Source organism: Variovorax sp. UMC13 (assembly GCF_014170375.1).
GTDB lineage: Bacteria > Pseudomonadota > Gammaproteobacteria > Burkholderiales > Burkholderiaceae_C > Variovorax.
Map to the genome: position 1 here is coordinate 167468 of NZ_LZZW01000013.1, position 25379 is coordinate 192846.

Genomic DNA, 25379 nt, shown 5'->3' on the forward strand with positions numbered 1-25379 from the left:
GGGAGGTGGACCGGGTCGCTGGAGTGTATCGATCGATGGCCAATGCAAGAAGATCTTTTAAAACAAAAGTTCTTCAAGTTGGCAATGGCGGGATTGGGCTTGCGGGCGAACGAAGGCCCGCCCGGCTGGCCCGACCCGGCACGTAGCCTCGGCTCAGGGCATGGGGCCCCGCACCACGGGCGCAGGCTCAGGCCTGGCGCCGTGCGACCACGTCCCGCAGCAGCGCCACGTACTGCGCCACGAAGCGCCCCGGAAGGAACTGCTGCGCACGCGTGCGCGCGGCCGCCGATAGGGCGGCCCGGCGCACCGGGTCGTCCAGCAGCCGATGCATGCGATCGGCCAGTGCCGTGTGATCGCCATTGGGAAAGCTCAGGCCCGCATCGCCCACGCATTCGGCCAGGCCGCCCTGTGCCGACACGATCAGGCACTTGCCCGCGGCCATGAGCTCGATCGCCACGCCGCCCATGGGCTCGTACCAGGCCGAAGGAATGATGCCGATCGCACCGCGGCCGACGGCCTCCACCAGCGCGGCCCCTGATTGCCGGCCGGCGAACACCACCGCGTCCGCGAGGCCTTGTTCCGCCACCAGCTGCTCGATGACCGGCCGTGCCGCGCCATCACCGATCAGCAACAGGCGCGGACCGGGGCCGTGGCGACGCATCACTTCGGCAAAGGCCCGCACGAGTATGTCGACACCCTTTTCCTGGACCAGGCGGCCCATGTAGAAGAAGTCGAATTCGGGATTTGGCATGTCCGCGCCGGCGAACTGCGAGATGGGGAAGGGGTTGTAGATCTGCACTTGGCGCGGCAGCGGCAGCGCTTGCTGCATCCACTGCGTGATCGCCACGTGGCGATCGACCGCAAAGTGGGCAACTCCGCGCCGCAGCCACAGCTTGATTCCCTCGCGCAGCGCTGTGGCCCAGCCGCTGCGGCGCGCGTGGAAGCGCACAGAGGCGAGCGGCGTGATGGGAGCGCTCGCGTTGTCGACCCAGCCGAGGCCGTCGATGCACGCCACTTGGTAGCCCACGTGGACCCAGACGAAAGGCTTGCGCGCTAGCAGCACCCAGGGTTGCAGTGTCAGGCTCGCGCCGTTGAAGAGCACCACGTCGGCCCAGCGCACGAGTTCGCGCTGTTGCGCGCGGCGGGGGCGTCGGAACACCTCGAAGCCGTAGTCCGCAGGTGGCGCGGTGCCGGCCTCGCTTTGCGTGACGACTCGGCACTCGATGCCGCCGGTGGCTATGAAGCCCTGTGCCAGCGCCATCGACACGGTTTCGACACCGCCCACCGAGGGGTGGAAAGCGTGGGAGTACAGCAGGACCTTCATGGTCAATCGGATTGCGGCAGTGCGTCTGCCCCAGCACTGGAAGCAGCACCCCTTGCATGCAATGGCGCTTGGCGTCGGCGCCCGCCTATGCGGACGAATCGATAGTCTGTGTCGTTCAGCCGCGGCCCAGTACGTGTGCGAGCGACCGGCTCTTTCTTGGCGCACGAGCGGTAAATCCGGCATTTGCAGCCACGCGTCTCGGCGATACAAGGACGCTTGTGGTCCAGCATCATCCCGTCGCCGTGGGGAACTGAGTTGCCAGCGGCCATGGCGCCCCGTGGGATTTCCACAGCAATGTAAGCAGTCACCAATATAGACCTTGTCGAGCCCTGGAGGCCGATGATGCAGGAAGGACACGAGTGTAAGGGGCGCGCGCATGGTGCCGGGCGCCTCAAATTGGCGTGATCTTGGCGAACCGACGACCGTAAGTGGGTAGGGTAATCAGCGCAGAACACAGCCCATTCCTCGCCGACGGAGGTACTTGATAGGGGGTCTTAACGTCAGTTAAGGAGAAATCCATAAAGTCGTTTAACACCCGTGGCGCCATACCGACCGGCTGCAGCCGGTCAGAATCGGACCCTACCGACGATGCGCCGGTTGGCCAAGCTCATTCCAGCCGAGTAAGTTTATCGTCACATCGGACGGCTGCTCTAGGCGGACTGCCGCCACTACTTGCAGCGTCAGCATTCACCTCACCGATCACTTCACCCTGAGGAATTTAGTGCCCAGGACAAATCGGTTGGGCTGGTCTTTCGTGTTGACCGTCGCTGAGATCGAGGGAAATATCGGCTGCTTCCGGGAAGCTATAGTTTAAAGCCGGTTCACAGAAATAATAAATACGTCAGCAATGCTCAAAGTCATCGCTCAAGATTTCATCAAGCCGGAGTGCGTTGCAGAAGTCTTGCCTCTGTATCGGGAGCTCGTGGCGAAGACAAAGGCTGAGCCCCTCTGCATATCCTACGATCTTTTTATTCATCAAAAAGATTCGGGACATTTCGTATTTATAGAAGAGTGGCCAGATCGGGAGGCTTTGGCGACACATTGCAATACTGAGCATTTCAAGCGGCTGGTGCCGCTGATCAGTCGTCATGAAAGATCGGCTTCAACCTTTCTGCTAATGGATCCGTTCGAGTGATTGGGTCGAGAAGGACGTGAGATTTGGCTAGTGGCCGAGGTCGGCCTTGCTCGGTGACTTATAGGGCACCCGCGCTCATCATCCGGGCTCGCGCGTCGCCAAGATGTCGAAGCTGGCATACCTGGCCGGGTTGTTCGTACTGCTTAGCATGGTGACGGCCCTCCGTCACTCCAAGGCCATCGTCGGCAAGCTCATCACATCGCTGACCCATGTCACGTTCTAAGCCATCGGATCGGTGCTGCGTGCGGAGATGGTGCCAAAGCAAATCGAGGGGACGATCTTCAACGCTCGATTCGCGTTGCCTTCAGGGCTTGCGGGCCAGTTCAAGGAAGCTGCGGTTCAGAGACGCTTCTGCCTCGATCAGTCGCGAGCGCCGTGCTTCGACCCAAGCCTGGTCGCGTGCCAGCGCTGCGCTTGCTGCGGCCAGCATGCGGCGCACTTCCACCGGCTGCGGCCCACCTGTGCCGGTGCGGGTGCGGACCATGGTGGCAGGCGAGAGCGTGGCCCGGAAGGTGGCCGCGTCCAGCGGCAGTTCTGACTGCGTCAACTGGTACTTCTTGCCGGCTTCGGCGTAGATGCGCTGCGCCTCCGCGTACGGGAAGTCCTTGGGGCGCAGGTTTTGGCTGCGTGCGTACACCACGATCTCAGACGCGAAATGGTGGCCGACGCGGAACGGCACGCCGTGCGCGCGTTGCAGCGTTTCAGCCAGCTCCATGGAGGTGATCCAGTCGGACTCCAATTCCTCCAACGCGCGGGCCGGATCGATCTGCAACGCGCCCAGCACACCGTCGAACTGCTGGAGCATTTCCACGCCGAGCACGAAGGTCTTGGCGCCCGATGCGCTGGCGGTGTTCTTGTAGTCGATCATCCCTGGCGTTACGTTGTGCGCGCGCAGCGTCACGGCCTGTGCGGACGCCACCACGTCGGTGGCCTTGGCGCGCGTGTTTTGAATGACGCCGGGATTTGCCTTCTGCGGCATGGCGCTGCTGGTGTAGGTGTTGTTCGCGCCTAGCAGCAACCATGGGCGCGTTTGGTGGTACTGCACATGCACATCCTGCAGGAAGGCGCCGACCCGGATCGCGGTGGAGCTGGCAATGGCCGTTGCCTCCAGCGGCACGTCATAGGTGCTGATTTGGCCAGCGTCCAGTGAATTGACGATCAATCCGTCAAAGCCCAGCAGCGCCGCCAGCCGTTCACGGTTGACCGACCAACTCGAGTTGGCCAACACTGCCGTGCCCATGGGGCTGAGGTTCAGCCGCACATAGGCCTCGCGGATGCGCGTGGCATCGCGTTCGAAGGAGTCCGCAAAGGCGAGCAGGTAGTGCGCATAACTGATGGGCATGGCCTGAACGCCGTTGGTGTAGGCCGGCACGTAGGTGTCCACGTGCTTGCCGGCTAGATCGATCAGCCGCTTTCGCACCGCGTCCAGCGCATCGGCGTAGTCCAACACTTCCAGGCGAAGTTGCGCGGCGTTCAGCGTCGAGTGGATGTCCTGGCGGCTTCGGCCCGTGTGGATCAAAGTGCCTTCAGGGCCTACCTGATCAGTGATGATTTTCTCGACCTGCAGCACATCCGTGGGTCTCTTGCCCCCGGGTTGTGCGGCTTGGTCGATGGAGTAGCTGACGCCGCGGGCAATGCGTCCGGCCAGCGATGCCGGAATGATGCCTTGTTCGGCGTGCACAACGGTCGAGGCCATGTTGATGCGGCCGAACCAGTAGAAGACATCCTGCTGCTTTGAAAGCGCGCTGGTCGCCTCGCCTTTCACCGTACCCTGGAGGCGGGCCACCTGTGCCTGGCACTCCTCCGTGGTGCGGCAGGCCGTGTCCAATGTATCGGCAGCGCTCGCGGTTCCGATCCAAGCCAGGAGGCCCGCGCTGAGCATGAACGAGGCAGGCAGGCGCAGCGCGCAATGTCTGCGAGCGATCGAGTTGGGGGTTTTCATGGAATCTGTCTCCGATGTTCTTGGGCCTCCGGCCGGTTGGGCGCGAAGAGCTATTTGTTGTTTAGATAGGGGTCTCGGCGAGATCCCGCTCAGCTTCCTCCAGTCTTGAGGCAATAGGAGCCTGGGTCAAATTCATTTATTCTGAGAGACATTCAAAAAACAAATGAGTCACATACTGCCCGCCCAACTCTTCTCGCGCATGGTCGGCCGCGCGCGTATCAAGCACCTGCAGCTGGTGGTGGACATCGCCGAGCTGCAGAGCCTGCAAAAGGCAGCAACGGCCTTGGGTTTGAGCCAGCCTGCCGCCACGCAAGCGCTCGCCGAGTTCGAATCGGTTCTGGGCGCGCCGCTGTTCGAGCGCCATGCGCGCGGTATGCGCCCTTCGGCCTTGGGCATGGCGTTGCTGCCCTTGGTGCGCAACGCGCTGCGGCAGATGCAGGCCTGTGCGCACACCGTGGTGGCGTTGCAGGGCGGCACACGTGGGCTGGTGCGCATTGCCGCCATCGGCGCAGCCGTGGCGGGTTGGCTCACCACGGCACTGCCGCCCTTTGCCGCTACGCACCCGGACATCGCACTCGACATCCAAGAAGTCTCGGCCGACGACCTTCTGGGTCTGATCGAGCGCGACAGCGCAGACCTGCTGCTGTGCCGAGAGCCGGTCTCGCTTCCCGTCAGCCACAGCTTCACACCGGTACTCGAGGACCACTTCGTGGTAGTGGCGCGCGCAGACCACCCGCTGGCCGCGCTCGACGTGGTGCCCGACCGGCTTCTGGCTACGCACATCTGGCTCACGCCCCCACTGACCGGGATCGCGCCGCATGAGTTTGCCGAGTTGTTCGCGCGGTTGGGTGGCATGCCGTCGACCTGCCAGATGTCTACCCGCTCGGTGCTTCTGAGCCTCGCGCTGCTGACCCACAGCGACATGCTTGCGCTGACCCCTTTCAACCTGATCCGCTCCTTTCTCGACGAGGGGCGGATTGCTGTGCTGCGCACGGCCTCCGTGTCCCTGGCGCCCCTGGGCATCGTGGCGCGTGCCGAGGCCCTGTCGCAGCCGGCGTCGGCCGTTGCACGAACGATTCAGGGACTGCGGGAAGGGGTGCCGTTGTGAACCGCCGGATGCCCGCGCAGCCAAGCCTGCGCGAGCGTCGGTCTTTTCTGTTCAGTCTCGGCGCATTCGGCATAGGCTGCAATGCCTCGGCCTCTGCCGCCTTCTCCTTTCCAAAGCGGCCGTTGACGCTGGTCGTGCCGTACGCCGTGGGCGGTGAAGCGGACACGACCGCGCGCCGCATGGCAGCTGCACTGGCGCTGCAACTGGCGCAACCGGTGGTGTTGGACAACATGCCGGGCGCCTCCGGCGGTCTGGCAGCGCGGCGGGTGCTGCGGGCCAGGGCTGATGGCTATACGGTGATGTTCGGCACCCCGAGTGAAGTTGTGGTCGCCCCCGCAGTGAATCCCCAATGGGGCTACCAGGCCTCGGACTTCTCGTTGATCGCAATGTATGGTCGCGCGCCCATGGCGCTGGTCGTTCGCTCAGGCCTGGGTGTGCAGAGCATCGACGCCTTCATCGACAAGGCCCGGGACCTGCCGGGGCGCCTTTCAATTGGCGCGACGGGCCGGCAATCGCTCCAAGCCTTGGCTGCGCAGGCTCTGACAAGGGCTGCAGATGTGCAGTTGCTGCACGTGTCCTACCAGAGCGGTTCACAGCTGATGATCGATCTGGTAAGCGGGCGGATCGATGCGGTGATGGTGCCTCTGCCCGCGGCCTTGCTTCAGGCGCGGCAGTTCGGACACATCGTGCTCGGAACGCTGTCGGCGATGCGGAATCCAGCAAGTCCCCAGACACCTACCGTCAATGAAGGACGAACGCTGAAGGGCGTCGTGTTCGATATGTGGGCTGGCTTGCTGGCACCTGCAGGGTTGGCACCGGAAGTGGCGGAGGCGCTGCATCGCGCCATGCAGGTGATTCTGGCTGATGCGACATTCCATGCCCTGAGGGTGGGGCTGGGCGATCTGCCCGCGCATCCGATGTCGGCGGCCGATTTCGAGCAGTTCGTGCTGATTGAGGAAGCCAGACTACGTGCAGTGTTGCGCCAGTCTCCGCTGATCTAGGGATGGTGAGCACGAATGAAAATGGGCCCGCTACCGAATGAAGACGTGCCTCATCGCCGTTCAGATCCTCGGCGCGCCACTTTTTGAACAAAGACGGCGAGACAAGATCCTTCCCGGTCAGAGAAAACGGTACCTGAACGACACCGGCCATGGAGCGAAGAGGTCAATGGTGGACGTCTGCTCATGGCCGATGGCGAAGCTCTAGCTGATGGAAGCAACTGGCTTCTCCGAAGGGCTGTATGTTCAACATAGCCACTAGTGATAGCGAGCTGATCTAAGGGCAGGCAACCTCTGAAGAAGACGAGCGCTCACGGCGCGCTGAGCGGATTTGCTAGGGCTTGGCCTCGCTAACGGGAAAGGTCCGTCGCCACGGTTTTTACAATGGCTCTAAAAAAGGCGTCACGCGGGAAGTCCGTGGGTGATGCCATGCTTCGGACCAGAAGGCTGGGACTGCGATTGAGTGCGAGCACGTAGGTCCAGTGATCGGACTTTACCTCTGCAAGCAAGGTTGCATTCGGTAGAAGCATGGAACCTGCGAGGACTTGCCCATCATTCAAGCGATTCACTGTGGCCAATGCGTCATATGAGGGAACCAGAGCTGGTGCTGCAGCGTCTCGATGGATGTGGGCGACAACAGAGTACGGCTTGACGCTTTGAGGAACTGCGTTGCGCACTAACCAGGTGGTTCTCTCGCGGACGGTCAGACTGGTGACTTCGCCGCCTGTGGACGCAGTGCAGTCCAGCGGAGAGAGTTTGGCTGCCAGGTTCTCATAGAGCCACTCCATGCGGTCCGCGATTGGCGTTCCCATCACCACGCCGGAGATGGATACCAAAGCTCGGACTTTCGCAGGAAGAAGACGCGTCGAATCGAGGGCGGCTAGCGCGACAAGCGTATCGGGTACGCCCTTCGAGTAGGCCACTAGCACGATATGGTGGACCTCAGATTTTTGAGCCTCTAGCGTCAACTCCCTAGCGATGATCGCGGCGTTGAACTGGCTCGAGGCACGGCCTCGAACTTCTATTGCACGCACGCGAACCCCTAGTTGGTTCTCCAAATGTGCGTATGCCTCTGTGTAGTTACGTGGCCTAACGCGCACCCGCCCATCGCTGAAAGGCAGCGCTTGCCCATCCACGCAGTCGCCAAGAATTCCTGGGACGATGAGCACGCTCAAGCCATGGATACCGATAGTGGGAGCCGCCCTCGGTGCTAACGCCTCTGCTAAGGGGTGCAACCATTTCCACACCTCATTGTCATCACCCGTATTGGGTAGTTCTGCAGAAAAAATATCTGCAAACTGAGCTCGCCCATCACTAATGCCGGAAGCCTGGAATGGTAAGCTGACCACCAGCGGGTCACCCGGTACAGCTGGCATTGCCAAATGGGTGCAACCTGCCGATAGAAGCACTAAGGCCAGGCTTGCGCAGTGCCTGATAGATATCCATTGCATATAGGTCCCTCATTTCCCTAGGTAAGCACTGTAGTGCCCTAGTCGAAATGCTGCTAGGTATTTCCGCTGTGCGTCGCTCAGTATCTGAGAAGGCTGGCATGGCGGGGCCTCTCATTTGCAGAGGATGGCTTCTAAAATTTAGATCCTACGATCGGATCAAAATTTTAAAAATGAGCGAGGAGTTGCAATGCTAGAGAGAAATTTTTCTGGTGATCCTATTCACCGCCTTGGCATCGCGATTTGGGGTAAATCATGCAGTGATGTTCTCACTCGTACGGTGGCGGTTGCGGCTTCATGTGGTGCATTGCTGCTCTGTGGCTGCGTTTCCGTCTCGCCGCCAGCGTCTTGGGAAAAGTCAAATAATTTGCGCGCGGATCGGGGCGAAGCGCCCGGCCAGGAGCAAGCCGATGTGATCTCTCGCCGAGCATCATTGACCCTGCCCATCGCGTTGCTTGCAGATACCCAGATTCATGAGAGCCGTGGAACCGCGAGTCGGTACTGGTCACTTGCTGGAGACGAGTTTGTGCCTGTCACCATTCGGACAGGTCAGCAGGTCATTGGCGCCAGTGACCTTTTACTGGCGGCGCGGCGGCACGCGAAGGCGCTGCCTTTGACAATCCATTTGGGAGACGCGATCGACGTTTCTTGTGAGAGCGAGTGGCAAGAGTTCACGAGAACGATGCAGATGGTGGATGGTCGACCAGGAGCGGGAAGTTGGCTACTCGCTCCTGGAAATCATGATGGATTTCTCGTTGGAAATTGGTACCCACAGAAGACGGATCGCTACAACGAGAATTACTGGAGCAACGTCTGCAATGTTGGACGCGCCACAAAGGACGGTGCTGTACTTCACGATCGCCAACCGAAGCCACAGTTGGTATCTGACTATTTGAAGATGTTGATGGGGCGAGAGAGAGAACGTGATCAGGACACTTTGTGTGTGTCAGATGGGGTTTGCCTATCCTATCGAATCGATGAGAAGTTGGGCTGGACCAGTTATATCGTCCAACTTGTCAGATTGCCAGCAGCGGGTTCAGCAAGCCGGCCCGTATACATGCTTCTCTTCGATACGTCTGACTATGCTCGAAAGCCTCGCGTTGAACTGGTAGGCCTGCGAGCGGGCGAGGAAGCCGCTATCTCAGCTGGGCAGATCTCCGCAGCATTGAGTTTGTTGAAGTCTGTGCCAGCGGACGCCTACGTCATCCTTTCTGGTCATCACCCACTGCAGCAGTGGAACATGGCGGATTGGCCTGATGCGCAGCGCAAGCTGCTCCACGCACTTCTAGCGGATCCGAAGGTAGTTCCGTTCGTGGTGACGGCACATACACACGAAGGAGGCTGGTATCGCCATCAGTTTGAAGGCCGCCCGATCTATGAACTGAATATCGGCAGCCTCAGTGATGCTCCGCTCTATTACAGAACTCTTGCCTTCGAGGAAGTTGGCTCAGACACCCTGAATATATTCTCCCAGCGACAGATGCTCGATGACATGACCCGCCCGACTTGCGACGACTACCGGCCGCCCGCCGAAGGCTCCGGATATGCGGTGAACGATCAAAAGTCCGAATCGGATCGAAACTCGGACAAACTTTCCGTTTGGCGCTTTCTGGCCAGTACCACTAGCGCCGTTCGGCATTTTTTCAAGTTCTGGGGGGCAAAGCATCAAGAGCTCAGACCGCAGCTTCTGACCTACGCTGACGTCGTTGAGAAAGCGATGCCAGCTGATGCAATCTTGAGCTATGAACCTTTCGGCCCCGTAGAAGTCGCTGAGGCGTACTACAAGAAGTACACGCTTGGCAGCGGAAGCGACGTCACAGCCAAGCTTCGCTACCTTGCAAACTGTGTGCATGCCACACAGTGCTCGGTACAGGAGAAGGGCAACCTTCTGCTGCGGGTGCATCAGTACTTCTGGGACTCAGAAACTCCGATCGCGGTGCGGGAAGAAGCGCATCGACTTCGCTATTGCGCCGCACTGCGAAGTGCCGAGGAGTCCGCGGTGGGTTCAGTCGCTATGACAGATGCCTTGAGCAGGAGCCATACCACCAGGCGGCAACTCACTCGGTCGGCTTCGGTTGTCGACGGAGAAGGACACTGGCGATGACTACGGGTGAAAAAGACACTCCTGGCTCGCGCTCCTATGGCGGTCAGCGTTAGAGAAGTAGATCTTCGAAACATATCCAAGGAGCAGCCGTGAAAATGCGTTTGGCCTTTGCCATCGTGGTCCTGATCTTCCAGCAGGGCTGTACGAGCCTGGAACGTCAGATCTATAGCGGCTACGCGGCGCCTCCGCTTGATTCTGTTTCGCTGGATCGAGCTGTGGCTCTCGCCAAGGCACTTCAGGCCGTCGATGCCGGCGGCTCACCGCTTGTGCCTTCCAAGTGCTTCGGCGTGGGAATCAGCGGCGGGGATGTAAGCACGTGCTCGGCTGCGCGAAATCAGGCCGCAGCCGTCATGATCATCGCCTCGACTGATCTCTGTACCTTGCATAGGCAGACGATCTACGGCCGTGATGCTGCTTCCAACATCTCGTTCGGTACCTTGACCAACCTATTCTCCGGTGCCGCAGCCGTGGCGTCTACAGAGAGTGCCAAGACACTTTACGCCGCGCTCGCGCTGTTCTCGAACTCCGAACGTTCCTTGATCAATGAGACGGTCTACAAGCAGACAGTAGTGACAGCAGTCAACCGCAAGATCGGCCAGGCAATGCTGGTGAAGTCGCAGCAACTGGACCAGTCGCTGGCTCTGGATATTAATCAGTTCAGCATGTACAAGACGGTGCAAGCTGTCCTGGAAGTTCACAAGACATGCTCTTTCATGACCGGCCTCGAACTCGTACTGGAAGAAGGCACGCAGAACTCGGCCACGCAACGTCGGATGGAGCTTGAGAAGGACCTGGCCGCTGCCGATTTGAGAGTTAAGGCGAACTGCTCGGCTGCGTTAGCCACCTCCGTGCAATGCGTCGAGGGTAGAAAGTTCTACGAGGCTGTAGCCGAGAGCCTCAAAGTGATGGCTGTTTCGGGAAAGTAGAGTTCTCATATCTACATTCTTTGGGTTGCGGCGAAGTCGGCGCGGCGCTTGCGGGCGGGGCCGTATGCATCGTATTCCTGCTGGTCTAGCAACGAAAAGTTGGTCGGGCGTGCAATCACTCGCGCTCTGGCATCCGCTCTAAGGTCTAACCCTCGTAAACGCCACCTTATGGTGGGTTGAGCGGAGCGCCGTACGAGCACGGGCAACCTGCTTTTGGTACCTTTGGCGAATTCGCATCCCCCGCGCGCATATTGACGGTACGCTTTGACTGGCCGAGGCATGGGCCGCGACGCTTGCGCGCAGCGTGAGGCAAAGGGCGAAAGGCTGATGCGCGCCATTGAGTGCAAGCTAGCGTGCAGCGCCCATCGCCAGTATGGCGTCGACCTCGATGTCGAACGCGCTGAAGCCAGACTGGGTCAAGGTCCTGGCGGGCGGAGGCGATCCGACGTAGGTCGCGTAGATCGCATCGAAGGCCTGGGCGTTCGCCATGTCTTTGAGGAACACGCCGACCTTTACCGCATCGCGCAGGCTCGAACTCGCTGCGTTCGCGGCCGCCTCGAGGTTGTCGAGCGCCATCTTTGCCTGCTCGGCAAAGGGCTTGTCCCCATGTCTGACGTTGTCGCGATCGCGCGGTGTCTGCCCCGAGAGGAACACGAGAGGGCCCGCCTGCATGGCCACGCTGTAGGTGCCGGCGGGTGGCGGCGTCGATTCGCTGGTGAAGGCTTTTCGGATCATGGTCTGGGCTCGAGGTGGATCAGGAGATGCGATGCTTCTCGACCATGGCCGCGATGCGCTCGACCGCCGCGACCGCCGCCTCATGGTTCTGCGAGAAATTGAGGCGGATGCTGTCGCCGGCGTGCGGGCTGAATTCGGTTCCGGGCGTGACCGTCACGTTGGCTTGCAGCCGCAGCGCGCGGACGAAGGCCGGCAAGGGGGTGCGAAGTTCCGGAAGCCGGGGAAACAGATAGCTGCCCGCTTGCGGCGTGCGAACCGCCACGCCTTCGATGCCGCGGAACACCGACAGCAGCGCGTCGCGAATCCGCTGGTGCTTGTCGATGCGCTCGGCCAGCCATCCGGCGGGCTCCGAAAACCAGGTCTGCAGCACGGCCTGGCAGTAGCCGGGGGCGCGCAAGGAGACGATGGCCTGGAGTTTCTCCATGCGCTGGAGGATGCGCGGGCTGCCGAACGCCACGCCCAGCCGGTAGCCGCTCAGCGATTCCGTCTTCGACGGTCCCATGATGGTGACGACGTTGTCGGCGGCGACCGAGCTGCCACGAAGGTGGACGTACGGCTCTCCCGCATACAGCAGCCGTGAATAGAGCTGATCGACGATGACCGTGGCACCGAAGCGCTCGGCGAGGGCGGCGATCTGCTCGATCTCGCTCCGGGCATAGACCGCGCCCGTGGGGTTGTTCGGGTTCGAGAACAGAAACACCTTGGCGCCCTGCTCGAATGCCGATTCGAGTTGTTGCAGGTCCAGGCCGGCGTGTCCCGCGCCGTTCAGGTAGTCGAGCTGCACGGGGATCATCTGCGCCCCCATGAATTCGACCAGCTTGCGATTGGCGAAATAGTCCGGCTGCACGATCGCGACCTTGTCGCCCGCGGCCACCGTGCTCGCGACGGCCAGGAACAGCGCGCTTTGCGTTCCGGGCGTGAGGATGAGTTCTTCCGCGCCCGAGACCGGCCGGCCCGAGAAGGCCGCCAGGTCGCGCGCGAGCTTCTCGCGGATGGCGGCGTCGCCGCGGTACTCGGTGTAGGCCTGCGAGCCGCCGCGATGGACGCCTTGGACGAAGGCTTCGAGCGCGCCGGGCGTGGGCTCGAACGCGGTGGCGTTCACGTCGCCGTGCGAGAAGTCGACGGCGACGCCGGGCAGGCGCTCGCCCAGGTCCGCCGGGCGTTCCTCGCCGCGGCCTTCGCGCACCTCCTGGCCTGGGGCGTTGTCGATGCCCAACTTCAGGAATTTCTCTTCGATGGTGTTCATGGCTTCCTCTTCGTGTTGCGATCAATGGGGGCGCACGGTGCGCGCCGAGACAGGGGCTTCATAGGTTCTGCGAGGCGCGGGAGGGCCGCTCGATGTCCGCGAGACCGTCGTCGGCCTGAATCAGCGCGGCCAGCACCGACAGGTCGACATTGCCCCCGGACAGCACCACCACCGCGTCCTGGCCGCCGAACTGGAGCCGGCCGGCCAGCAGGGCGGCTAGCGCGACGGCACCGCCCGGTTCGACGACCATGCGCAGCTCGATCAGCGCGAAGCGGATGGCGGTCGCGATCTCTGCGTCCGTCACGGCCCATGCTTCGCTGAGGTAATGCCGGTTGATCGCGAATGGCAGTTCTGCCGGCGTTGCCGCCTGCAGGGCGTCGGCGAGCGTGTGCGCGGCGGGGCCATTGAGCTCCCGCGTGCCGCTGTCGAGCGAGCGCGCCGTGTCGTCGAACCCGAAGGGCTCCACCGCGGCGATGCGAGCGTTCGGCTGGAGGGCGTCCAGCACTAGGCTGCAGCCCGCCAGCAGGCCGCCGCCGCCGCAGGGTGCGGCAAAGGTGCCGAGGTTCTCTCTGGACGCGGGTGGCAGCGCATCGAGCGCTTCCAGCGCCACCGTCCCCTGCGCGGCCAGCACGTCGGGGTGATCGCCTGGCGGGACGAGGGTACCGCCGGAGTCCTGCAGCAAGCGCATCCCGATCGCTTCCCGGCTTTCGTGTCGCCGGTCGTAGTGCACCACGCGGGCGCCATGGGCCAGCGCGCGGGCGACTTTGTTGCGCGGCGCATCGATGGGCATGACGATCGTGGCAGGGACGCCCAGGCAGCGGGCGGCCCAGGCGATGGCCTGGCCATGGTTGCCGGTGGAATAGGCCACCACGCCCCGTTGTCGTTCGACCTCGCTCAGGCGCAGCAGGGCGTTGAAAGCACCGCGCGCCTTGAACGATCCCGTGACCTGCAGGTTCTCGGCCTTGAGCCAGACCGGCGCGCCGGCGATGCGGTCGAGGGCGGTCGAGCGGATGAGCGGCGTGCGGATCACATGGGCGCCGATGCGATCGAGTGCTGCCCGGACGTCGTCGAAGCTTGGCACGCGCATCCGTCCCAGTGATTCGTGCGTGATGAAGGCGCTGGGGCGGGTCTTCGGTTCATGTAGTGTCATGGTTTGCTTTCGTGCGCGATGCCTTCAATGGGAGACGAGGCGCGACAGGAACTCCTGAGCCCGCGCGGAGGTCGGCGATGCGAAGAACACTTCCGTTGGCGTGTGCTCCACGACCCTCCCGGCGTCCATGAAGATGACGTGGTCCGCGGCGCGCCGCGCGAATCCCATCTCGTGGGTGACGACGGCCATCGTCATGCCGTCCTGGGCCAGCTCCAGCATCACCGCGAGCACCTCACCGATCATTTCCGGATCGAGCGCCGAGGTGGGCTCGTCGAAGAGCATGACGATGGGGTCCATTGCCAGCGCGCGGGCGATCGCGATGCGCTGCTGCTGGCCGCCCGAGAGTTGCGCCGGATAGGCGTCGATCTTTCCCGGCAGCCCGACGCGGCTCAGCAGTTCGCCGGCCTTGCGGTGCGCGGCCTCGCGCGATCGGCCGAGCACCTTCATGGGGGCGAGGCAGAGGTTCTCGAGCACCGTCAGGTGCGGATAGAGCTCGAAGTGTTGGAACACCATGCCCACGCGGCTGCGCAGGTCGTTCAGCTTCGCTTTCGCCGCGCCTACTTCGACGCCGTCGACGCGCACGCTGCCTTGCTGGAATGACTCCAGCCCGTTGAAGCACTTGATCAAGGTGCTCTTGCCGGAACCGGAGGGGCCGCAGATCACGGCCACCTCGCCGCGGCGGATCGTCAGGTCACACCCGTTGAGCACGGCGGTCGCGCCATAAGCCTTGTGCAGCCCGAGCACTTCGATCATGGGCGCTGCGGTATTCTTTTTCTCTGTTGTCATGGGGCGTTCCGGCGCTTGGCGGCCAGGTGTGCCGCCAGTGAAAGGGATGCGCAAAGCACGAAGTAGACGAGCGCTGCGAACAGATACATCTCGACCAGCCGGTTGTCCCGGTTCGCCACGATGCTGGTGGACGTCATGAAGTCCCGCAGGGAGATGACATAGACGAGCGAGGTGTCCTGGAACAGGACGATTGCTTGAGTGATGAGCACCGGCATCATGTTGCGCAGCGCCTGCGGCAGCACGACGAAGCACAGCGCCTGCGTCGGCCGCAGGCCCGAGGCCGCGGCCGCCTGCCACTGGCCCGAACGCACACTTTGCAGGCCCGCACGGATGATCTCGGAGTAGTAGGCTGCCTCGAAGAGCGTGAAGGCGATCAGTGCCGAGGGAAGCGCACCCACGGGCTTGCCGACGATCAGCGGTACCAGGAAGTAGAACCAGAAGATCACGAGGATCAGCGGCACGGCCCGGAAGCCGTTCACGTACACCGCCGCAGCCCCGGCGAGCAGGCGATGCCCGGAGAGCCGTGCAAGCGCCAGCAACAGGCCGAGCACCAGGCCACCGGCCATGGCCACCAGCGTCAGCAGCAGGCTCAGTCCCAGGCCCTCGAGCAGGAAAGGCCAGGCCTTCAGGATGACGGAGGCATCGAAGGTGCCGTTCATGCCCGTCCTCCCTGGGCGCCGGGGATCAGCAGCTTCTTCTCCAGGCACCGCATGCCTGCGGTCACGCAGAGCGCGATCGACAGGTACACCAGGGTCGCCGCCGTGAATGCCTCGAAGCCGTTGAAGGTGTAGCTCTCGATCTGGCGGCTCTGGGCCGTCATCTCGAACACGCCGATGGTCAGCGCCAGTGCGGAATTCTTGAAGACGGTGAGGAATTCGGAGGTCAGCGGGGGCAGCACCAACCGCATCGCCTGCGGCAGCAGGATGAAGCGATAGGCCTGCGCCAGGGTCATGCCGCTGGCGAATGCGGCGAACCGTTGCCCGCGTGGCAGTGCGGCGATGCCCGAGCGCACCTGGACCGCGACGCGCGAAGCGGTGAACAGGCCCAGCGCGGCGATGGCCGTCCAGAGTTCCGGCATCGGCAGATCCCGCTTGAGCCACCGGCCGGCGTCGCTCGGCAGCAGTTCAGGCACCACGAAGAACCAGATGAACAGCTGCAACAGCAGCGGCACGTTCCGGAACACCGATACGTAGGCGGTCACCAGCCACTTTATGCGGCCGGGCAGCGAGCCCAGCACGCCCAGGGCGAGACCGATTGTGAGAGCGATGGCCCAGGCCGCGAGGGAGATCAGCACCGTCGCTTGCAGCCCGGAGAGCAGCCATCCGGCGTAGGGGTCCTCGAAGAGGACCTTCCAGTTCCATGCGTAGTTCATCGGAGGAAGTCTCGAGCGGGTCGCTTCATTCCGGGAGCGCGGCCAGTTTCAGCGCCGCCGCGAGATCCTTCGACAGCGGTACGTCCAGCGGTGCGAACCATTTGTCGTAGGACGCGTTGAGCTCGCCGGACCGGACACTTCGCGCGATGGTCGCGTTCACCAGGCTGAGGAACACGGTGCTGTTCTTCTGCAGCATCAGGCCGTACGGGTCGAAGGACAGCGGCCGGCCGACCACCTCATAGTCGAGCGGTACGGGGGCGCTCTTGCGCAGCCCGTACAGCAGGATGTCGTCGGTCGAGAAGGCGTCGACACGGCTGGTCGAGAGGGCCAGGAAGCCCTCCGAGTTGTCCTTCACCGGAACGATGCGGACCTTGAGCTTCTTCGCCTCGATCAAGGCCTTGATCAGCCGCTCCGGCGTGGTGTTGATGGGCAGCGCCACCGCCTTTCCATTCAGGTCTTCGACCTCCTTGATGTCCGCACCCTTGCGTACCAGCAGCCGGGTGGTGGAGATGAAGTGCGGCGCGCTGAAGTCGACCTGGGCCTGGCGTCCCAGCGTGTTGACCGTTGACCCGCATTCGAGATCGACGGTGCCGTTGGCCACGAGCGCGATGCGGTTCTGCGGGTTCACCGCGATGTAGTCGACCTTCAATGCCGGCACCTGGAGCCGCTGCTTGACCGCGTCGACCACCTTCAGGCAGAGGTCCATCGCGTAGCCGACAGGCTTCCGGTCGTCGTTCAGGTAGGAAAAGGGAATCGACGATTCGCGGTAGCCCAGCGTGATCGTGCCCTTGGCCTTGATGCGTTCCAGGATCGGGTCGGTGCTTTGCGCGAGCGCGGCACCGCTGCTTGCGAACAGCGCGGCACCAACGACGCCGAACAGGACGCGAGACATGGAATGGATGGCGGTGTTCATTCGGACTCTCCTCAGGAGGCCAGCGCGGCGGCGGGTTGATCGGTGCCGGTCAGGGCGGCCACGAGCTCGGCGAGGCTGGACACGGTGAGGTCGGGCCTGGCCTCGGCCGCGCCTTCGCCCGACAGGCCCAGCAGCCGGCCCGGGCGGTTGACCCAGGCACAGCGCACGCCCAGCCGGTTGGCCGGCGTGATGTCGGCCCGCAGGCTCTGGCCCACGTGCAGGATTCGCTCGCGCGGGATGCCCATGCGCATCAGGTCGCCGATGCCCGTGTCGAAATGCGGCCAGTCCGGCTTGTAGGCGCCCACGCGCTGCGCCGTGACCACCAGGTCGAAGCGGAAGTCCAGGTTGTCGCAGGAGGTGTTGAGCGAAGCCTGGTCGATGTTGCTGAAGGCGCCGACCTTGGTGGACTGTTGCAGGCGCTTGAGGCCGGCATGGCTGTCGGCAAAGGCCGGCCAGGTGTGCGGCGCGGCCGAGAACTGGCGGCGCAGGTCAGGGTCCACGGCCACTCCGAACTGGGCGCAGATGCGGTCGAAGCACTTGTTCAGCACCTCGGGGTAGAGGTGGGCCGGGCGTTCTTTCTGGATCGCCGCCCGGGCGCCGTCGAAGGCCATGACCAGGGTTTCGGCATCGGCGTCGACGCCGTTGTCGCGCGCCCAGCGTGTCAGGAACCTGGCGATCGAGGGTTCCCAGTCAATCAGCGTGCCGTACACGTCGAAAGTCACGGCGTCGAAATCGGAGAGGCGGAGCGTCATATGCAACCTTGATGAAGAGTAATGGGATTCAGCAAATATAATCGATTATCGATAATCGTCAAGATGAGCGAAGTTCGTACAATCCCTGACAGGAGAAAAGTCATGGACTACGTGGAAGCCTCGCTCGCAGGCCAAGTTTTGGGGGATCGGTCGACCTCCGGCGCGGTGGTGGACGCCCTGCGCGGCGAGATCATTCAGGGCCGGCTGAAGCCCGGTGAGCGCTTGAGGCAGGACGCCGTGGCCTCGCGTTTTGGGGTCAGCCAGACAGTCGTGAGGGAGGCGTTCAAGGACCTGATCCGCGAGTGTTTCCTGGCTTCCGAGCCACGCCGAGGCGTCAGCGTGGCGACGATGTCGGCCGCCGAGGCGGAAGAGATGACGCGGTTGAGAAGCCTGGTCGAGCCGCAGGCCCTGGCCTGGGCCATTCCGCGGCTGACCGCCGTCCAGTTCGAGGCCGCCGAGCGGGTGCTCAAGGAACTGGACGACGAAAAGAACGTGGATCGGATCATCCTGCTGAACGCCCGCTTTCACCGCGGGCTGTATGCCGCAGCCGATCGCCCCAGGACATTGACCATGGTCGAAACCCTGCGCCTGGGCTTCGAGCGCTACCTGCGCTATACATGGGAGTTCACATCACACCGGGATCGCTCGCAACAGGAGCACTGGGAACTGCTAGCAATGTGCAAACAGGGCGACGTCGTCAACGCATGCACGCTCCTGACACAGCACATTTCCGCGACGGGGCAACTGCTCGTAGAGTCTCTAGCAAAGCAGCCTGTCCAGCACTCGTCGTAGTTGTAATACGAGATTGAGCCATTAAGAACTAAGCATTCCTGCAACCCCTCCTCGAGCTAACAGACGGCAATAGGACGCTCTCGTGCGCTTGGCCGTCGTTAGTAAGCATCGCACAGTCGACGAACTCTGTGCCGGTGCTGCGCAGGCTGCAAGCTGCATCGGCGCACTCATAGACCGTGCGTGTGCACTCCATCGCTCATAACGGGGTGTTTACGTCGGTGTTGTTATCGTGACCTTGGTTTGCGCTGGCATAGCTTGTCGGTGCCCGCCGTATTCGGTTGTTTGACTTCGCGGTGGAGAGCTTCTTCTCTACGCTGAAGACCGAGCGTTGCGCTCGCACGGTCTAAGTCTTGCGCCTGCCTCGGTCGCGGACGAGCAGAAAGCGGATGGGATTTGCGCCCGTCACCAAAACGATGGCGAATAGTATCGCGACGCACCCGGGCAGCATCCCCTTGCCAAGCGGCTCGTTCAGAAAGATCGATCCCCAGACTATGCCGAACACGGGAATGAGAAATGCGGAAGACGTGGCGGCGCTGGTCGAGACCTCGCGCATCAGGCGCATGCTCAGCCAATACATGAGTCCCGATGTTGCAATCCCGAGGAAGAGCAAAGCCAGAACTGCGGCAATCGTTGGTCGGGCCGAAGGCAGTGCGATGATGGTCGGCCCGGCCAGGATCGCCATGGCCGAGACGTGCACGGCGGCGGAGGCAGACAATGGCGAATGCCGCACCGCGACGCGGCGCATCCAGACGGCGCCCACGCCGTAGGTCGCTGCTGCGGCGATACAAGCCAGTGCCGCAAGCAGCACCGACATCGACGGCTCGATCGGGCCCAACCTGACGAGTAGCAGAACGCCGCCAAAGCCCACGGCACAGCCGAGCGCCTTTCGCAGCGTCAGCTTCTCGTCTCCCATGGCGGCGGCCGTCATCACGCTGAACATGGGCGAGGTCGCGTTCAGCACCGCTGAATATCCGGCAGGGACATGAAGTGCCGCGATGGGAAACAGCACGAAAGGTGCAGCCACGGTCAGCAAGCTCACCGCGGCCAGTTCCGGCCATGCGTGCCAGGGCGGCCAGGGCTGCCGCAGCGCCCGCAGCAGCACCGCGAAGGCCACGGCCGCCAATGCACAGCGCACGCCGCCGAGCACCCACGGGCCGAGCGCCGGGCTGGCGATGCGCAGGAGCACGAACGAGCCGCCCCATGTCGCTGACAGGACCAGCAGCTGCAGCAGGTGGCGCGGATGCAAGAGGGCCTAGCTGCCCGACACGCGAGTCGCGCGCCCGGCCCAATGCGGCTCTTTCAGTGCATGGCGCAGCACCTTGCCCGTCGTCGTGCGAGGTAGGTCCTCGGCGAATTCGACCGAGCCGACCTTCTTCACGCCGCCAACGATCGCTCGGCAGTGCGCGATCAATTCCTCCGCAGTGACCTGTGCAGTCGCGCGCAGTACGACCACTGCATGCGGGCTTTCGCCCCAGCGCGGGTGGGGCACGCCGAACACGCAGACTTCGGCGACGGCGGGATGCGATGCGATGGCTTCTTCGATCTCGGTGGGCCAGAGGTTGTAGCCGCCCGAGACGATCATGTCGTCCTTGCGATCGACCAGGTAGACAAAGCCGTCCTCGTCCATGTAGCCCATGTCACGCGTAAGGATGCTGCCGTCCGAAAGGAAGCGGGCGGCCGTGGCTTCGGGATCGTTCCAGATGCCGGACATCGGCGGGCCGTCCGCTGCGATCTCGCCGATCGCGCCGGCGGGCAGCGCGAGGTCTTGCTCGTCGCGGATCGTGACGCGGCACCTCGGGGTGGCGCGGCCGACAGACCGCATGCGGCGTTTTTCCGCCTCGGTGCCATTGATCACATGCTGGTGCGGCAACAGCATCGTCACGGGCGCCACCTCGCTCTGACCGTACATCTGGTAGAGACACGAGCCGAAGAGTTCAATGGCGCCATGCAACGTGTCCTCGGCGATCGGCGAGCCCGCGTACACCATGCACTGCAGGCCCGGGAATCGCGGCGCCTGAGACCGCTGCGAAGCCTCCCTCACCATGTCGCGGATCATCACGGGGGCCGCCACGGCATGCGTGATGCGCTGCGAGGCCAGCAGATCCAGTGCCATGCGCGCATCGAAGGCGCGCATCGGCACGAGGCAGCCGCCGGAGGCGACCACGCCCCAGATGAAGGCGATGCCCAGGTGCGACAGCGAGGTCGGGGACAGGTAGCGGCTGCGCTCGGTCAGCGGCGGCGTGCACCAGCGCCACTCGTCGTTGTACTCCATCCAACGCGCGTTGCTGTGGAAGATGCCTTTAGGCTTTCCCGTGGTGCCGCTGCTGAAGCGGATCATGTGCACCGCGTCGGGGTCGACGGGCTCCATCGTGTCGTGCGGGGCGGCGAGCGCGATCTCGTGCTCGTAGGCCAAGGTTCCAGGCGCCGCCTCGCCGTCGAACACGATCACCGCAGCCAGCTGCTCCAGACCGCTCAGCAGCGGGGCGATGGCTGCATGGTGGCGAGCCTGGACGATGAGTACCCGCGCGCCGGTCAGTGCGAGCAGGTAGCGGTTCACGGCCGGCGCGTTGTACGTGAACAGGGTGGTGCGGGCGAAGTTGCCGAGCGTGCAAGCCGAAGCCTGCTCGAGGGTCTCGAAGGCATTGTCGGAAAGGATCGCCACCGCATCGCCGGGCGAGGCCCCGGCGGTGCGCAGGGCGTCGGCAAGTCGGCTAGCGCGTTGATAGAGCGCGGCGTAGCTCTGCTCGCGACCCTCGAACCAGACCGCGGTGTGCGACGCATAGCAGGCCGCGGCACGGCGCACGAGGTTCGCTGGGTACATGCGCATAGAAGAGGAGCGTCCGATGGATTATTTAATAGTCCGTTTGGTCGGACTATATATTTTGCGGTGTTTCGCTGCGCTAGGGATTACGTGCATTGCTGGCGAGTACCGCGGCTCATAACCTATAGCATAGTCCGACCTGTCGGACTAATTTTCATGGAAGAAAAGCGCCAGGCCCCCGCGGGCAGGGTCCACTCAACGACTTTCAGGAGATACCCATGAATTCCTCCCGACGCGCGCTGGTCATCGGAGGGCTTGCGGCCGGCATCGCAGGGCCGGCGCTGAGCCAGAAAAAGAAGACCCCTGGCGTGACCGACACCGAGATCAAGATCGGCCAGACCTTTGCCTACAGCGGCCCCGCTGGCGCATACAGTTCGATCGCCAAGAGCGATGCGGCCTACTTCAAGATGGTCAACGAGAAAGGCGGGCTGCGCGGTCGCAAGCTCAACCTCATCAGCCTGGACGACGGCTATGCACCGCCGAAAGCGCTGGAACTCACTCGACGCCTGGTGGAGCAGGATGAGGTGGCATTCATCTTCGGCAGTCTCGGCACGGCCATCAACAAGGCCACGCAGCGTTACCTGAACCAGAAGCAGGTGCCGCAGATCCTCGTCTCGTCGCAGGACCCGAGCTTCAACGATCCGAAGGATTTCCCCTGGACCATGGGCTGGCAGTCGACCACCGAGCTTGAGGGGGTGATCTTCGGAAAGTACATCCTGCAGAACGCGCCGAACGCGAAGATCGGCATGCTCTACCAGAACGACGACTTCGGGAAAGGCTATGTGCGTGGTATTCGAATGGGGCTGGGCGACAAGGCCGACGCGATGATCGTCAAGATGGCGTCCTACGAGACCACCGACGCCACCGTCGACTCGCAGATCACCAGCCTTCGCGCGGCCGGTGCTGACACCTTTATGAACATTGCGATCCCCAAGTTCTGCGCGCAGGCCATTCGCGTGGCCTGGGACAGCGGCTGGAAGCCCTTGCATTTCCTGGTCAGCGCGTCGAGTTCGGTGGGCCTCACGCTCAAGCCTGCGGGACTGGAGCGCGCCGTAGGCATTGTCTCGGCCCAGTTCTACAAGGACCCGACCGATCCGCAGTGGGCCGAAGACCCGGGCATGCAGGCATGGCGGGCCTGGGCCAGGCAGTACTACCCCGAGGCCGACCTCACCGATGCCAATGTTGTGCTGGGCTACAGCCGTGCGGCGACCATGGTGCAGATCCTCACCCAATGCGGCGACGACCTCTCGCGCGAGAACATCATCCGCCAGGCTGCCAACGTGAAGGACTTCGCCATCGGCACCCTGCTGCCAGGAATCAAGGCCAACACCACACCGAGCAACTTCAACGCCATCCGCCAGATGCAACTGTGCAAGTTCGACGGAACGCGCTATGTGCTCTTCGGCGACGTCATCAGCGGTTGAGGCGCATGAAGGCTTGCGAAGTCCTTTCCTGCCGTGAGCCGCTGGCCGCCGGCACGGCGCTGCCACGGCGCACCCTCGAGATGCTGCGAGCGCGGGGCCGACGCAGGGTGCCCGACCTGCGCCCGATCGACTTCGGCCCCGACGCCGCGCAAGGCACCGCTTTGCGCCATGGCCCGAAAGGGCGCCGAGCGTGCCCATGAACGGTGCAGAAGCCGCCCTGCCGCCATGGGATGAGCGCGACCTGTCTGCTCTGCTGACGCTGCGGGAGACAGGACCGTGGCGTTTTCGCAGCTGCCACGGCGACGCGAATCTCAACGGGCGTTCCTACGGGGGCCAGGGCCTCGGCCAGGCGATGCGCGCGGCGGCCATGACCGTGGCGCCGGAGCGTCAGGCCACGGCCATGCAATTCATGTTCCTGCAAGGCAGTGCACCCGACCGTGCCATCGATTTCGAGGTCACGCCGCTGCAGGACGGAAAGCGCTTTTCGTCGCGGCATGTACGTGCCCGGCAGGGCGAGAGGATCGTGTTCGATGCGCAGGTGAGCTTTGCGGTCTCACTCGATGCACCTGCCCACGCGGACGCCTCCACAGCGCTCGAATCGCAACCCGAAGAACTCGCCTCGCTGCCGCCGGCGCCCTGGCCGTGGGAAGAGGCACTGCGCAGACTCGGCGGCTATTCGCTCAACGAGAAGTCCTGCATGGATTTCAGGATTCCGGATGTCGAGCGTCAACTTGCGCCCGCGACGGCCGGCGCGCACCTGCGCTTCTGGTTGCGCGCGCGTGAGCCGCTCGCGCCCGAGCCGGGGCTGCATGCGTCGGCTTTCGCCTACTTGTCGGACTGGTGGCTCAACTTCAGCAGCCTGGGCCCGCACATCGAAGCCCTCCGCGACGGTCGCCGGCTCTACATCTCTAGCCTGAACCACTGCATCTGGTTCCATCGGCCTTTTGCCGCGGACCAGTGGATGCACGTCGACTCCCGCAGTCCCTGCGCCGCAGAAGGGCGAGGCCTGTCGATCGCGCAGGTGCATGACCGCAACGGTCGGCTCGTCGCCTCGGCCTCGCAGGAGTGCCTGATGGCCTACGCTTGAGGCGCACGGCGCGGGGGCGCGCCGTGCCTGCCGCGAGCACCGCTCGCCCGAAGATAAGGAGTCCCGAAATCGTGCTAAGGGATTACACGCATTGCTGCCAACAGGGTGCACTCTTACGCTATCGATAGACCGTCCAGTCGGACTATTCATAGCCACCACGACATTGCAGGACCTTGACATGCTGACCCCGCAAGACGACCTACTCGGCCACCAGACTCCAGCCACCTTCGACCAGCCGTCCAGCAGCGACCTGCGTTGGACCGAGCGCTACTGGTACAGCGGACACTGCGTCCCGGGCGGCGACATGATCTTCGACATCGGGCTGGGTCACTATGCCAACCGCAACGTGATGGACGCGTTCGCGGGCGTGACCGTCGGCAACCGGCAGTACAACTTCCGGGCCTCGCGCCGCTTGCATGACAAGACCCAGCATGCGCTGGACCCGCGCGTGGGACCTCTGCGCTTCGAGATCCTGGAGGGCATGCGCACGCACCGCATCGTGCTCGAGGCGAACGATTCGGGCATCGCCTTCGACCTGCGCTTCATGGCGACCACCGAAGGTGCGCAGGAACTCCAGTCCTTCCGTCGCCGGCTCAGCCGTGTGGAGGAGGATCTCACGCGCATGTCGCAGTTCGCGCGCTGGGAGGGATGGCTCGAGGTCGCCGGCGTGCGCTACGAGATCCGGCCGCAGGAATGGTGGGGGCAACGCGACCATTCGTGGGGCATCCGTTCGGAGATGAAGACGGACTTCGCGCGTCCGCCGATGCAGACCCACAAGGACTTCCTGTGGATGTGGTGCATGTACCAGTTTGAGGACTTCGGCATCTGCCTGTTCACCAAGGAGCGTTCCAAGGGTTCGAACCTCTATCTGTCCGGCACCGAAAGCCCGCGGCTGGGCCGCCATGCCAAGGCGCGCCATATCGTCGGCTTTGAACACGCGTTGGAGTGGGCCAACGATCCGCTGGGACAGTCGATCGCCACGGGCGTGCTGGACTTCCGCTTCGAGGATGGCGACTTGCGGCGTGTGCAGATCGAGATGATGCCCGGGCGCTTCTACCTGAAGGGCGGGCTCTACGGCGGGTTCAACGGCTGGAACCACGGCGATGACCGCGGGGCCTATCACGCCGAACACGACGTCTGGGACCTCGCGGACCCCCTGACCCGCGAGCGTGCACGCACGCTCGGCGACCACGTCACGCGCGTCACCTGTGACGGCGCTGTGGGCTGGGGCATCAGCGAATACGGCGTTGCGGAGGGCTTCCCGCGCTACGCCATCGCCCAAAAGCATCCCGCGCTCTGAGCCGGGCAAGCGAGAC

Annotated in this window: 22 protein-coding genes; 9 read left to right on the forward strand and 13 right to left on the reverse strand. The window is 63.3% G+C overall.

All coding sequences use genetic code 11. The annotated features are described in order from the left end of the window. Nucleotides 1-187: 187 nt before the first annotated feature. Nucleotides 188-1324, reverse strand: a complete 1137-nt coding sequence (locus A9977_RS10915) for a glycosyltransferase family 4 protein (protein ID WP_183024858.1) — start codon at nucleotides 1322-1324, stop codon at nucleotides 188-190. Between the two features lie 847 nt (nucleotides 1325-2171). Here A9977_RS10915 and A9977_RS10920 point away from each other — a divergent pair. Then, nucleotides 2172-2459, forward strand: coding sequence for a putative quinol monooxygenase (locus tag A9977_RS10920; RefSeq protein WP_183024859.1), 288 nt, complete (start codon nucleotides 2172-2174; stop codon nucleotides 2457-2459). A gap of 304 nt (nucleotides 2460-2763) precedes the next feature. Here the strand turns inward: A9977_RS10920 and A9977_RS10925 are convergent, their stop codons facing one another. After that, on the reverse strand, nucleotides 2764-4401 hold the full coding sequence (locus tag A9977_RS10925; protein WP_183024860.1) for an argininosuccinate lyase: 1638 nt from the start codon (nucleotides 4399-4401) through the stop codon (nucleotides 2764-2766). A gap of 163 nt (nucleotides 4402-4564) precedes the next feature. On the opposite strand from A9977_RS10925, the gene A9977_RS10930 reads away from it, so the two are divergent. Next, nucleotides 4565-5509 (forward strand): LysR family transcriptional regulator, encoded by a 945-nt coding sequence (locus A9977_RS10930; protein WP_183024861.1) that lies wholly within the window; start codon nucleotides 4565-4567, stop codon nucleotides 5507-5509. 8 nt (nucleotides 5510-5517) lie between these two features. Further along, nucleotides 5518-6510, forward strand: a complete 993-nt coding sequence (locus A9977_RS10935; RefSeq protein WP_183024862.1) for a tripartite tricarboxylate transporter substrate binding protein — start codon at nucleotides 5518-5520, stop codon at nucleotides 6508-6510. A gap of 347 nt (nucleotides 6511-6857) precedes the next feature. Here A9977_RS10935 and A9977_RS10940 read toward each other — a convergent pair whose 3' ends face one another. Continuing rightward, nucleotides 6858-7682, reverse strand: coding sequence for a hypothetical protein (locus A9977_RS10940; RefSeq protein ID WP_183024863.1), 825 nt, complete (start codon nucleotides 7680-7682; stop codon nucleotides 6858-6860). Between the two features lie 463 nt (nucleotides 7683-8145). Between A9977_RS10940 and A9977_RS10945 the strand changes: the two genes are divergently transcribed. Together A9977_RS10945 and A9977_RS10950 are read left to right on the forward strand one after the other, a co-directional pair. After that, on the forward strand, nucleotides 8146-10059 hold the full coding sequence (locus A9977_RS10945) for a metallophosphoesterase (RefSeq protein WP_183024864.1): 1914 nt from the start codon (nucleotides 8146-8148) through the stop codon (nucleotides 10057-10059). Nucleotides 10060-10148: 89 nt separating this feature from the next. Then, nucleotides 10149-10985 carry a hypothetical protein gene (locus A9977_RS10950; RefSeq protein WP_183024865.1) on the forward strand — a complete coding sequence of 279 codons (837 nt, stop codon included), beginning with the start codon at nucleotides 10149-10151 and terminating at the stop codon, nucleotides 10983-10985. A gap of 348 nt (nucleotides 10986-11333) precedes the next feature. Here A9977_RS10950 and A9977_RS10955 read toward each other — a convergent pair whose 3' ends face one another. Genes A9977_RS10955 through A9977_RS10990 form a run of 8 tightly spaced genes read right to left on the reverse strand, consistent with a single transcriptional unit; the run spans nucleotide 11334 to nucleotide 17939 of the window. Further along, nucleotides 11334-11720, reverse strand: coding sequence for a RidA family protein (locus tag A9977_RS10955; protein WP_183024866.1), 387 nt, complete (start codon nucleotides 11718-11720; stop codon nucleotides 11334-11336). Nucleotides 11721-11739: 19 nt separating this feature from the next. Beyond that, on the reverse strand, nucleotides 11740-12966 hold the full coding sequence (locus tag A9977_RS10960) for a pyridoxal phosphate-dependent aminotransferase (protein WP_183024867.1): 1227 nt from the start codon (nucleotides 12964-12966) through the stop codon (nucleotides 11740-11742). Nucleotides 12967-13024: 58 nt separating this feature from the next. Next, nucleotides 13025-14116 (reverse strand): threonine/serine dehydratase, encoded by a 1092-nt coding sequence (locus tag A9977_RS10965; protein ID WP_259651910.1) that lies wholly within the window; start codon nucleotides 14114-14116, stop codon nucleotides 13025-13027. A gap of 24 nt (nucleotides 14117-14140) precedes the next feature. Then, entirely contained in the window at nucleotides 14141-14869 is a 729-nt protein-coding gene (locus A9977_RS10970) for an amino acid ABC transporter ATP-binding protein (RefSeq protein ID WP_183024868.1), read from the reverse strand. A gap of 29 nt (nucleotides 14870-14898) precedes the next feature. After that, complete coding sequence (locus tag A9977_RS10975) at nucleotides 14899-15561, reverse strand: amino acid ABC transporter permease (protein WP_183024869.1); 663 nt, start codon at nucleotides 15559-15561, stop codon at nucleotides 14899-14901. Further along, complete coding sequence (locus A9977_RS10980; protein ID WP_183024870.1) at nucleotides 15558-16274, reverse strand: amino acid ABC transporter permease; 717 nt, start codon at nucleotides 16272-16274, stop codon at nucleotides 15558-15560. The genes A9977_RS10975 and A9977_RS10980 overlap by 4 nt, the downstream gene beginning before the upstream one ends. Nucleotides 16275-16299: 25 nt before the next feature. Continuing rightward, on the reverse strand, nucleotides 16300-17187 hold the full coding sequence (locus A9977_RS10985) for an amino acid ABC transporter substrate-binding protein (protein ID WP_183024871.1): 888 nt from the start codon (nucleotides 17185-17187) through the stop codon (nucleotides 16300-16302). 11 nt (nucleotides 17188-17198) lie between these two features. Next, on the reverse strand, nucleotides 17199-17939 hold the full coding sequence (locus A9977_RS10990) for an HAD-IA family hydrolase (RefSeq protein ID WP_183024872.1): 741 nt from the start codon (nucleotides 17937-17939) through the stop codon (nucleotides 17199-17201). Nucleotides 17940-18041: 102 nt separating this feature from the next. Between A9977_RS10990 and A9977_RS10995 the strand changes: the two genes are divergently transcribed. Next, nucleotides 18042-18731, forward strand: coding sequence for a GntR family transcriptional regulator (locus tag A9977_RS10995; protein ID WP_183024873.1), 690 nt, complete (start codon nucleotides 18042-18044; stop codon nucleotides 18729-18731). A gap of 343 nt (nucleotides 18732-19074) precedes the next feature. On the opposite strand, the gene A9977_RS11000 is transcribed toward A9977_RS10995, so the two are convergent. Next, nucleotides 19075-19977 (reverse strand): DMT family transporter, encoded by a 903-nt coding sequence (locus A9977_RS11000; protein ID WP_183024874.1) that lies wholly within the window; start codon nucleotides 19975-19977, stop codon nucleotides 19075-19077. Nucleotides 19978-19983: 6 nt separating this feature from the next. Continuing rightward, nucleotides 19984-21552, reverse strand: a complete 1569-nt coding sequence (locus tag A9977_RS11005) for a class I adenylate-forming enzyme family protein (protein WP_220811680.1) — start codon at nucleotides 21550-21552, stop codon at nucleotides 19984-19986. A 218-nt stretch (nucleotides 21553-21770) separates the two neighbouring features. Between A9977_RS11005 and A9977_RS11010 the strand changes: the two genes are divergently transcribed. The 3 genes from A9977_RS11010 to A9977_RS11020 all read left to right on the forward strand — a co-directional run bounded on the left by A9977_RS11010 (nucleotide 21771) and on the right by A9977_RS11020 (nucleotide 25363). Continuing rightward, nucleotides 21771-22976: an ABC transporter substrate-binding protein gene (locus tag A9977_RS11010; RefSeq protein WP_183024876.1), complete on the forward strand. Its 1206-nt coding sequence runs from the start codon at nucleotides 21771-21773 to the stop codon at nucleotides 22974-22976. A gap of 196 nt (nucleotides 22977-23172) precedes the next feature. Next, a complete protein-coding gene (locus A9977_RS11015) occupies nucleotides 23173-24063 on the forward strand; it encodes an acyl-CoA thioesterase II (protein ID WP_183024877.1) in 891 nt (296 codons plus the stop codon). A 178-nt stretch (nucleotides 24064-24241) separates the two neighbouring features. Beyond that, on the forward strand, nucleotides 24242-25363 hold the full coding sequence (locus A9977_RS11020; protein ID WP_183024878.1) for a hypothetical protein: 1122 nt from the start codon (nucleotides 24242-24244) through the stop codon (nucleotides 25361-25363). Nucleotides 25364-25379: the final 16 nt, after the last annotated feature.